This window comes from Arthrobacter sp. SPG23 (genome assembly GCF_000876655.1).
In the GTDB taxonomy this organism is placed as follows: domain Bacteria; phylum Actinomycetota; class Actinomycetes; order Actinomycetales; family Micrococcaceae; genus Arthrobacter.
The window spans coordinates 67693-77358 of record NZ_JYCN01000019.1; the positions used below are offsets into that span (position 1 = coordinate 67693).

General features: G+C 66.6%; 9 protein-coding genes and 1 pseudogene. 1 reads left to right on the forward strand and 9 read right to left on the reverse strand.

Features of this window, described 5'->3' with window-relative positions:
* Nucleotides 1-195 precede the first annotated feature (195 nt).
* Nucleotides 196-1590, forward strand: coding sequence for a hypothetical protein (locus TV39_RS13090; RefSeq protein WP_043482413.1), 1395 nt, complete (start codon nucleotides 196-198; stop codon nucleotides 1588-1590).
* A gap of 14 nt (nucleotides 1591-1604) precedes the next feature.
* Here TV39_RS13090 and TV39_RS13095 read toward each other — a convergent pair whose 3' ends face one another.
* From TV39_RS13095 to TV39_RS22395, 9 genes and pseudogenes are all read right to left on the reverse strand, one after another.
* Nucleotides 1605-2342 carry an HAD family hydrolase gene (locus tag TV39_RS13095; RefSeq protein WP_043482414.1) on the reverse strand — a complete coding sequence of 246 codons (738 nt, stop codon included), beginning with the start codon at nucleotides 2340-2342 and terminating at the stop codon, nucleotides 1605-1607.
* A complete protein-coding gene (gene gltX / locus TV39_RS13100) occupies nucleotides 2342-3856 on the reverse strand; it encodes a glutamate--tRNA ligase (RefSeq protein ID WP_043482416.1) in 1515 nt (504 codons plus the stop codon). The genes TV39_RS13095 and gltX overlap by 1 nt, the downstream gene beginning before the upstream one ends.
* 119 nt (nucleotides 3857-3975) lie before the next feature.
* On the reverse strand, nucleotides 3976-4752 hold the full coding sequence (locus TV39_RS13105; RefSeq protein WP_043482418.1) for a fumarylacetoacetate hydrolase family protein: 777 nt from the start codon (nucleotides 4750-4752) through the stop codon (nucleotides 3976-3978).
* Between the two features lie 77 nt (nucleotides 4753-4829).
* Nucleotides 4830-5645 carry an MBL fold metallo-hydrolase gene (locus TV39_RS13110; protein WP_043482420.1) on the reverse strand — a complete coding sequence of 272 codons (816 nt, stop codon included), beginning with the start codon at nucleotides 5643-5645 and terminating at the stop codon, nucleotides 4830-4832.
* Nucleotides 5646-5684: 39 nt separating this feature from the next.
* Nucleotides 5685-5939 (reverse strand): hypothetical protein, encoded by a 255-nt coding sequence (locus TV39_RS22120; protein WP_144406412.1) that lies wholly within the window; start codon nucleotides 5937-5939, stop codon nucleotides 5685-5687.
* Nucleotides 5940-6006: 67 nt separating this feature from the next.
* Complete coding sequence (locus TV39_RS13115; RefSeq protein ID WP_043482422.1) at nucleotides 6007-7119, reverse strand: branched-chain amino acid aminotransferase; 1113 nt, start codon at nucleotides 7117-7119, stop codon at nucleotides 6007-6009.
* Between the two features lie 102 nt (nucleotides 7120-7221).
* Nucleotides 7222-8274 carry a 3-isopropylmalate dehydrogenase gene (locus TV39_RS13120; RefSeq protein WP_043482424.1) on the reverse strand — a complete coding sequence of 351 codons (1053 nt, stop codon included), beginning with the start codon at nucleotides 8272-8274 and terminating at the stop codon, nucleotides 7222-7224.
* A gap of 79 nt (nucleotides 8275-8353) precedes the next feature.
* A complete protein-coding gene (locus tag TV39_RS13125; protein WP_043482426.1) occupies nucleotides 8354-9157 on the reverse strand; it encodes a class F sortase in 804 nt (267 codons plus the stop codon).
* Between the two features lie 85 nt (nucleotides 9158-9242).
* Nucleotides 9243-9666 (reverse strand): annotated as a pseudogene (locus tag TV39_RS22395) (PT domain-containing protein); the annotation flags it as partial.

Sequence of the window (9666 nt, forward strand, 5' to 3'; positions counted from 1 at the left end):
CGGCCTGCCCGTGGCGCGAAAAAATCCTTGCAAATACAGGGCAGATAAGTTTACGCTCGGTAAGTTACCGAAGAGTAACCATGCCCCTGTCCCCCTCCGGACGGCAGCTCCACGCTCATTTCCGAATGTTAGCTGCATCACGGCCGGGCGCCCGGGGCCAGCCGAGTACCCCACCATCGTCGAGAGGAACCATCCGTGCCACAGAGTCGTGCCACTGCTGTCCTGAATGCCCGCACCCGCGGCCAGCAGATCGCCATAGCGGTCCTTGCCTTGCTCCTGATTGCCTTGCTGGGTTTTTACACCCTGGTCACCGGCCGCATCACTGACGGTTCGGCGCGCCTCAAGGACGGGGCCGGCCAGGCGTCCGCCGGCGCTGACCAGCTCGAGGAGGGCGCCGGGAAGCTCGCCTCGGGTGCCACGCTGGCAGACACAGGGGCAGGGAAACTCTCCGCCGGGGCGCAGAAAATACATGCCGGCATCATCAACAAACTCGCTCCCGGCGCGGACCAGCTCCAGGCCGGCGCCGGGAAGCTCGCGGCAGGCGCGGTGAAAATCGAGGCGGACGTCAACAACAAGCTCGCCCCGGGGGTGTACAAAGTCGATGACGGCGCCGCCAAGCTTGCTGCCGGAGCGGTGCAACTCTCTGCGGCGCTGACCCCCACTGCTTCAGGAACCGCGGAAAACAACCTCGCCGACGGCGCCACCCGGCTCTCCGACGGCGCGTCCCGGTTGGAGGCCGGGGCCGGCCAGCTTGCCGCAGGAACGACTCAGCTCAAGGGCTATCGCGGGGCCAACGGCAGCCCGGAAGCCGGCACGGGAACCGCGGCCCTGGCCCAGGCCTTGGAGCTGTTGCAGGCTGCCGCCGACGATCCCGTCCAGGGGCTCGTGCCGCTCTCCGTGGTCAAGGACAAGATCGCCAAAATCACGGCCGGTGCCCGCAAGCTCGACGCCGGAGCCGCCCAGCTCCAGTCCGGGGCCACCCGGCTCCATGAAGGCTCCGGAGAGCTGCGTGCCGGCGCCGGGCAGCTGACTGCGGGCTTCACCACCCTGAGCGGCAAACTCAACAGCCAGGATCCGGAAAACCCCGGGGTTGTGCTTGGCACGCGACTCCTGGCCGACGGGACCGCCAGAATCAGGGAGGGTATGGACGGCGTACCCGGGAACCCGGACCGCCCGGGCCTGCTCAAGGCGGCGGCCAGCATGACCGAGGGCTCCGCCCGGCTTGCCGCCGGAACCACGGCGCTGAACGCAGGCATCAAGGGCGACCCGGCGGATCCCGCGAATCCGGGGCTCCTGAAAGGTTCCGAGGCCCTGGCCGCCGGAGCATCCGAACTCTCCGAGGGCAACACAAAACTGGCTTCCGGTTCAACAAAGCTCGCCACCGGGGCGGGCAAGCTCGCCGAGGGGAATGCAAAGGTGGCAGCCGGGACGGAAACGCTGCACTCGAGCGCAGCGGCGGTTTCTCCGTCGGACATGGCCGGCCGGCCCGATGCCGGCACCGCGGTGGGCATGGTGGGCGCGCTGGGCCTCGGTTCAGTGGGCGCCTTCATGGCACTGCGGATCAGGCGGAAGGTTGGACAGTCCGCCTGATCCGGCGGGCGCTGCTACCCCAGCAAATCCACGAGTGAACCCACCTGGTGGCCGGAAAACGCCGACTCCGTTTCCCCGCTGCGGTTCAGCCAGACGCCCAGCAGGCCGGCCGCCGTCGAACCTTCCGCATCCAGCAGGCGGTTGTCTCCCACATAGAGCGTCTCAGCGGCACTGCTGCCCAGGAGGCGGACGCCCTCGAGGTAAATGGCCGGATCAGGTTTGGGAACGCCCACGGTGTCCGTTCCCACCAGCACCGTGATCCGTTGCAGGCCCGCGGTATCCAGCTTCACCCTCTGGTAGTCGTGCACATTGTTGCTGACCGCACCGTAGGGAATTCCTGCCGCGTCGAGGGCATCCAGGACCGGGGCCACGTCCTCGAACGCACGGACGTAGCCGTGCTGCAGGGCCGCATAGGACGTAACCCAGGCATGGGACTCTTCGCCGTCTTCCAGTTCCACTCCGAAGTGTCCCAGGGCAGCCCGTCCCCGGAGCAGCCTCTGCTCGTTGAAGGTCAGCTCGCCGGCCAGGTAGCGGTCGTAGAAATGTGTGGTTTCGTGCGTGAAGATGCGCCCGAACTTCTCCCACCCGGCCTGGTCCAGGCCGGGCAGGAGATGTTCGCTGACATCACGCAGCGCCGTGGTCATGGCGTACTCAAGGTCCACCAGGGTGTCGTCAATATCGAACAGGACACCCCGGATCACGCCGAAGCCCGTGTGCAGGACACGGCCGCCGTCGCCGCGCATGGCAGTCATCAGCCGCGGAAGGCGTGCAGGCGGGCCAGTGAGGAAGCCTTGCCCAGGATGACCATGGATTCAAAGAGCGGCGGGGAAATCCGGCGCCCCGAGATGGCCGTCCGGACCGGACCGAAGGCCAGCCTCGGCTTGATGCCCAGATCCTCCACGAGTGCCTTCTTCAGCGCCGCCTGGATGCTCTCGGCATTCCAGTCGGCAACGGCGTCCAGTGCTGCGGTCGCGGCGTCCAGGACCTCGGTGAGGTTTTCCGGAAGTCCCTTGCGGGCGTCATCCGCGACGTCGATGGCGTCGTCGTTCTTGAACAGGAAGGAAATCATCTCCGGTGCCTCGCCCAGCAGGGCGATGCGTTCCTGGATCAGCGGCGCGGCCTCGGCAAGGATCTCCTCTTCGCGGGGGCTCAGGGTCTCCCCCACCAGGTTGGCTGCACGGAGGTACGGAACCAGGCGGCCCCTGAAGTCGTCAGCGTCCAGCATCCTGATGTGGGTGCCGTTGATCGCTTCGGCCTTCTTAATGTCAAAGCGAGCCGGGTTGGCCAGGACGTCGTGGACGTCGAAGTGCTCGATCAGCTGTTCCACCGTGAAGATGTCTTCGTCGGCGGACAGGCTCCATCCCAGCAGCGAGAGGTAGTTGAGCAGGCCCTCGGGGATGAACCCGCGGTCGCGGAGGAGGAACAAGTTGGACTGCGGATCGCGCTTTGACAGCTTCTTGTTGCCCTCGCCCATGACGTAGGGAAGGTGGCCGAACACCGGCATGTAGCTTGCGACGCCGATCTCCATCAGGGCGCGGATCAGCACCACCTGGCGGGGGGTGGAGGACAGCAGGTCCTCGCCGCGCAGCACGTGGGTGATCCCCATCAGGGCGTCGTCCACGGGGTTCACCAGCGTATAGAGCGGGGAGCCGTCGGCGCGGACAATGACGTAGTCGGGGATGCTTCCGGCCTTGAAGGTGATTTCACCGCGGACCATGTCGGTGAAGGTGACGTCCTCATCAGGCATGCGGACACGGAGTACCGGTTCGCGGCCCTCCGCCTTGAACGCGGCAACCTGCTCGGCACTGAGGTCGCGGTCGAAGTTGTCGTAACCAAGCTTGGGGTCGCGGCCGGCGGCACGGTGGCGGGCCTCGACTTCCTCCGGCGAGGAGTAGCACTCGTAGGCGTAGCCGGCTTCCAGCAGCTTGGCAACCACGTCCTTATAGAGGTCAAGACGCTGTGACTGGCGGTACGGCTCGTGCGGTCCGCCCGTTTCCACGCCCTCTTCCCACGAGATGCCCAGCCACTTCAGGGCCTCGAGCAGCTGCTCGTAGCTCTCCTCCGAGTCCCGCGCCGCATCCGTGTCCTCGATGCGGAACACAAAGGTCCCCTGCGTGTGCCGGGCGTACGCCCAGTTAAACAGCGCCGTACGGATCAGGCCCACGTGCGGGGTGCCGGTGGGCGACGGGCAGAACCGCACCCGGACCGGGGTTTCGGCGGTGACGGCAGGACTGGAGACAGCGTTGGACACAGAAGGAGTAGTCATAGTGACTCCAACTTTACCGCCTGCCCGGCGGCTCGGCCTCGCCCTCAACTTCGCCGCGGAGACGAACAGCCGCCCCGGGTATCCCGGGGCGGCTGTCCTGGCTTCGGTGCGGTTTGGGGCTACCGCCGTACGACCGGATTGGAGAGCCGGCCGATGCCTTCGATTTCCACGTCGAAACGGTCGCCGGCTGAAACCAGGCCCACGCCGGCGGGCGTGCCGGTCATGATCACGTCGCCGGGAAGCAGCGTGAAGGCCTGCGACACGACGGCGACGAGCTCACGGACACCCCGGATCATCTGGCTCGTGCTGCCGTCCTGGCGAAGTTCACCGTTCAGCCAGCCCTGGATCCGGAGGTCGTCGGTGTCCAGTTCAGTCTCGATCCACGGCCCCAGGGGCGCCGAGGTGTCAAAGCCCTTGGCCCGGGCCCACTGCAGGTCGGTCTTCTGGACATCCCGGGCGGTCAGGTCGTTGCCGCAGGTGTAGCCGAAGATGACGTCGTCAACGCGGTCCTCTGGTACGTCCTTGCAGATCCGTCCGATGACCACGCACAGCTCGGCCTCGAAGGAAACCTCCTCGGAGAACTCCGGCAGCACGATGGGATCATTGGGCCCCACCACCGACGTGTTGGGCTTCAGGAACAGCAATGGTTGCTGCGGCACTTCGTTGCCAAGCTCCTTGGCGTGCTCAACGAAATTGCGTCCGACGCCCACCACTTTGCTCCGCGGAATGATGGGTGCGAGCAGCCTGACGTCCTCAAGCTTGTACTTGACGGTGCTGCGTTCAACGCCGTTGAAGAATGGGTCACCCTTGATGACAGTGACTTCCTCACTGCCGGGCTCGCCTTCGACAACGCCGTAAAGGGGATCAGAATCAGCTACAAACCGGGCGATACGCATGGCTCCAAGCGTACCGTCTCCGGCGCGCGCGCCGGACTACGCGGCAGGCCGGGCGGCGTGTGCCGGCACCTGCCAAGTCACTGACCCGGAGGCGTTGTGGTGGTGCTGCTGCCCAGGCGCAGGTACTGGAGCTGGGCAGCCACGGAGAGTTCCGCTGCGGGCCGCACGGCCGGATCGACGGCGGCGTACACGGCGTCGGCCACCTCAGCCACCTCGGCGCCGGCGCCAAGGCTCTCAAGGGCCGCGCGAATCTGCCCGAGGCGGTCCTCGCGGTGGTCCCGGTAGGCGCGGACCACCGTATCCAGGGCAGGAAGCATGGGTCCATGGGCCGGGAGGACGGTCGCAGGGCCCAGGCGTTCCAGCCGGTCCAGCGACGCCAGGTAGTCACCCAGGGTGCCGTCGGGATAGTCCAATACCGTGGTTCCGAGGCCCAGGATCGTGTCGCCGGTGAGGACCGAGCCCCGGGCACCGTCCCCGGGCAGATGGAAGCAGACCGAGTCGGATGTGTGGCCGGGTGTTGCCAGCACGCGGATCTCGGCCCCGGCGGCGTGGATGACTTCACCGTCCGCCAGCGGGATTCCTCCGTGGCAGTGCGCGGGGTCCTTGGCGCGCACGGGGGCTCCGGTCAATTCGGCAAACCTGGCGGCGGCGGCAGTGTGGTCCGCGTGCCGGTGCGTAAGCAGGATCAGCTCGACGGCGCCTGCCCGTGCCAGCTCCTGCAGGTGCGGCTCATCCAGCGGGCCAGGATCCACCACAACAGTCCCGGCCACACCGGGGGCCGCAATCACATAGGAGTTGGTCCCGTGCAGGCTCATCGGCCCCGGGTTGGGGGCCAGCCTGAAGCGGGTCAGCGTGGTGCTGCGCACGATGGCGCGGGGGTCGTCCGGGATCACAGTTCCATCTTCCCACCGAAGCCGCAGTCGCACGAGCGGTCATGTCGCGAGCAGCAGTACCGCAATGACTGCCGGCAGCAGGGCTTCGGCAATGGCGCTCGCCCACAGCCGCCGCTCCGACAGCACCAAAATTATGCCCAGCAGTACATGGCCCAGGCTCGTGAAGAGCAACAGCGCCCGTCCGGCGGCGGCGCCGCTGCGTCCCGGAATCGGCCAGGGCCTTCCGGCCCTTCGACGCTGGTCCGCCGGCCGGGCCGTGCTTGTCTGGCTGCAGCTTCCTTGGCCATCAACCACGACGGCGGCCCCGCACCGGAAGGTGCGTGCCGCCGTCGAAGGTTGCCTTGAACTGGGTCGCGAACGCCTAGGCGAGCCGGGTCAGCCAGCCGTGCGTGTCAGGCACGGTCCCGGTCTGGATCCCAAGGAGCTGCTCGCGGATGGCCATGGTGGTCTCCCCTGCCTTGGCATCCTCGGAACCGATGAACTCCGTGGCGTCCTTGAGGACGCCGATCGGGGTGATCACGGCCGCCGTCCCGCAGGCGAAGACCTCGGTGATCTCGCCCGACGCAACGCCGTCGCGCCATTCGTCGAGGGTGATCTTGCGCTCGGTGACGGTACGGCCCATGTCCTTGGCCACCTGCATGACGGACATCCGGGTGACGCCCTCCAGGATGGTTCCGGTCAGGGCGGGCGTGACCAGCGAGCCGTCCTTCATCACGAAGAACACGTTCATGCCGCCGAGTTCCTCAACAGCGTTGTCATTGAACTGGTCCAGGAAGAGGACCTGCTTGCAGCCATGGGCTTCGGCCTCCTGCTGGGCGATCAGGGATGCCGCGTAGTTGCCGCCGCACTTCGCCGCCCCGGTGCCGCCGCGGCCTGCGCGGGCGTACTCACGGGAGATCCAGATCGACACGGGCTTCAGCTCGCCGCCGAAGTAGTTGCCGGCAGGGGACGCGATGACGCGGAAGGAGACTTCCCGGGCCGCACGCACGCCGAGGAAGGCCTCGGTGGCGATCATGAACGGGCGCAGGTAAAGGGCCTCTCCGTCCCCGGCCGGAACCCACTCCCGGTCGGCCTGCACCAGTTCGCGGATGGCACCGAGGAAATACTCTTCCGGAAGTTCCGGCAGCGCCAGCCTGCGGGCGGACTTGTTCAAGCGGGCGGCGTTTGCCTCCGGGCGGAACGTCCAGACCGAGCCGTCGGCGTGGCGGTAGGCCTTGAGCCCCTCAAAGATCTCCTGGCCGTAATGCAGCACAGCCGCCGACGGGTCAAGCGAGATGGGACCGTATGCCTCAATGCGCGCGTCATGCCAACCGCCCTTGCCGTTCTCGTCGACGCTGTAGTCGACGATCGCAGTGTGGTCGGTGAAATAGTTGCCGAAACCCGGGTTCGCCAGGATGGCTGCACGCTCTTCAGCAGACTTCGGGGTTACCGAGGGCTGATGGGTGAATTCGACGCCATGGGCAGTCTGAGTCATGGTTCCTCCACGGTCGGCTGCCTGGTGTGTGAACGTGGTTCAGCGTCGGACCACGGCAGCATTATTGGTGATTCGAGACAAGCTTACGCCCGATGCGGGACCCTACAGGGCGGCGGCGATTGCGTCGCCGATCGCGCTGGTGGTGCGCTCCCGGCCATCGCGGCTTTCGACGTCGGCAATGACTGCGGCCTCGATCTTCTTTGCTGCATCCGCATAGCCGAGGTGGTCCAGCAGCAGGGCCGCCGACAGGATTGCCGCCGTCGGATCAGCTTTTTGCTGGCCTGCGATGTCGGGGGCGGATCCGTGCACGGGTTCGAACATGGACGGGGCGGTGCGTTCCATGTTGATGTTGCCCGATGCCGCCAGGCCGATGCCGCCGGTGATGGCAGCGGCGAGGTCGGTGATGATGTCGCCGAACAGGTTGTCCGTGACGATGACATCGAAGCGTGCGGGGTCGGTGACCATGAAGATGGTTGCAGCGTCGATGTGCAGGTAGTCGTGGGTCACATCCGGGAATTCCTGCGCCACCGCTTCAACGGTCCGCTTCCACAAGTGGCCGGCATAAACAAGCACGTTGTGCTTGTGCACCAGTGTGACGTGCTTGCGCGGACGCTCGCTGGCGCGGCGGAACGCGTCGCGGACAACCCGTTCCACGCCGTGGGCAGTGTTCAGCGAAACCTCGGTGGCAACCTCGTGCTTGGTCCCGGCACGCAGTGTGCCGCCATTGCCGACGTACGGACCTTCGGTGCCTTCCCGGACCACGATGAAGTCGATCTTGCCGGGATTGGCCAGCGGGCTGCCTACGCTGCCGAAAAGGCGCGACGGGCGCAGGTTGACGAAGTGGTCAAGGCTGAAGCGGAGCTTCAGCAGCATCTCGCGTTCAATGATGCCGGACGGGATCCGGGTGTCGCCGGGGGCCGCACCGACGGCGCCGAACAGGATGGCGTCCCGCGTCCGGAGATCGTCAAGGACTTCCTCCGGAAGTGTCTCACCCGTCTCGAGCCAATGCTGGGCTCCCAGCTTGTAGTGGGTCTGGTCCAGGGTGACGCCTTCAGCGGCCACAACCTTCTCCAGTACCTTCAAGGCTTCGGCGATGACCTCGGGGCCGATGCCGTCGCCGGGAATGACAGCAAGATTAATCGTGGATGCGCTCATGTTTTCAGGGTAGCCAAGCCATCCACATGATGGTCAAGTTGTCTCAGTATTCGAACACGCCGCTAAGCGGCGGTGGCCATCAGCGTGCCCGCACGGGTGACGCCACGACCGTTACGTTCTTTCCCCACAGATCCCCGGTGTAGCAGCTGATAAGGACCAGCCTGTTGGGTACCACCTCCCAGATAGGACTGTCCTTCAGCGTGGACTTTGTGTAGGTGGTGACTGAGTCAACCCTGTAGGTCATGGTGCCGGCCGACGTGGTGACGGTCAGCTCATCCCCGGCTGCGGCGGCTGAACTCAAGTGGTTGAACGGCGCATCCAGCCCTTCCCAGCTGTGGCCGATGACATAGCTGGTGTTGGCCGAACCGGCCCCCGGTGTCCCGAAGGGCGTCAGCCAGTAACCGTCCATGGTCTCCGGCGGGACGATGCTGTGGCTGTCTGCATCTGCGGCGGCGGGGTCCAGGGGGTGCACCACAACATCCATGCCGGCGGCCGGATAGGTGATGCGTTGCGGGGCCGAAGCAGCGGGATAGGGAGAGGCAGATTGTGCCACGGGCTGCGCCGGGGCGGAAGCGGCTGGCAACCCGCCGACAGCCAGCGGCACGGCGGGCAGCGCAACCGGGTCCGATGCCGCGGCGTCGGACCCCGGCACAACGGGCGGCGCCAGCGGATCCGGCAAGCGCTCCGACAGGACCGTTGCCTCCGATTGCCCGGTTGCAGGTGCGCCGTGGCTGGCGGCACCGGTCAAGCCGTAGGCCAGCCAGGCTCCAAGAATCCCCGCGACGCAGACCACCAGCACCGTGAGGTCCCTGAGGCTGAGAATCAGGCCGTGGATGCGGACGGCATGCTTCGGCCGGTTCAGCTTCCGGACGTGACAGACCATGCGGGGCTCCTGGAGAGGTTGAGACCTTGTGCTAACCGGAGGGCGGGTGCCGTAACGTCACGGCACCCGCCCCGGCTTTGTTTGTCTAGCTGTGTGCGCCGCGGGACCGCAGGCCGCTCTTTACGAGCACCCAGGCACCTGCCGCGGTAAAGAGGCCCGTCAGAATGGCCAGCCAGGCAGGGATTCCGCTACCGGAGCTGCCAACGGCCGTCTGGACGTTGTAGCCGGCGTTGCTCGCTGCCGGAACGGAAGCTGCCGCAGCCCCCACCGGCGTCGACGCAACCGGGGTCACCGCGACGGGTGGCGGAGTGGTAGCCGGAGGAGTCGTCGGCTGTCCCGTTGGCGTTGCGGTGGGCGATTCCGTCGGGGTTTCCGTGGGGCGCTCCGTCGGAGTTTCCGTGGGGTGCCCCGTCGGAGTTTCCGTGGGGTGCCCCGTCGGCTCGTCCGTCGGTTCATCCGTCGGGTGCCCCGTCGGCTCGTCCGTCGGTTCATCCGTCGGGTGCCCCGTC

Bases quoted from the DNA above. Each gene is read 5' to 3' on its own strand.
- TV39_RS13105 (WP_043482418.1), bottom strand. From the start codon at position 4,752: ATGCGTATCGCCCGGTTTGTAGCTGATTCTGATCCCCTTTACGGCGTT.
- gltX (WP_043482416.1), bottom strand. From the start codon at position 3,856: ATGACTACTCCTTCTGTGTCCAACGCTGTCTCCAGTCCTGCCGTCACC.
- TV39_RS13120 (WP_043482424.1), bottom strand. From the start codon at position 8,274: ATGAGCGCATCCACGATTAATCTTGCTGTCATTCCCGGCGACGGCATC.
- TV39_RS13095 (WP_043482414.1), bottom strand. From the start codon at position 2,342: ATGACTGCCATGCGCGGCGACGGCGGCCGTGTCCTGCACACGGGCTTC.
- TV39_RS13125 (WP_043482426.1), bottom strand. From the start codon at position 9,157: ATGGTCTGTCACGTCCGGAAGCTGAACCGGCCGAAGCATGCCGTCCGC.
- TV39_RS13115 (WP_043482422.1), bottom strand. From the start codon at position 7,119: ATGACTCAGACTGCCCATGGCGTCGAATTCACCCATCAGCCCTCGGTA.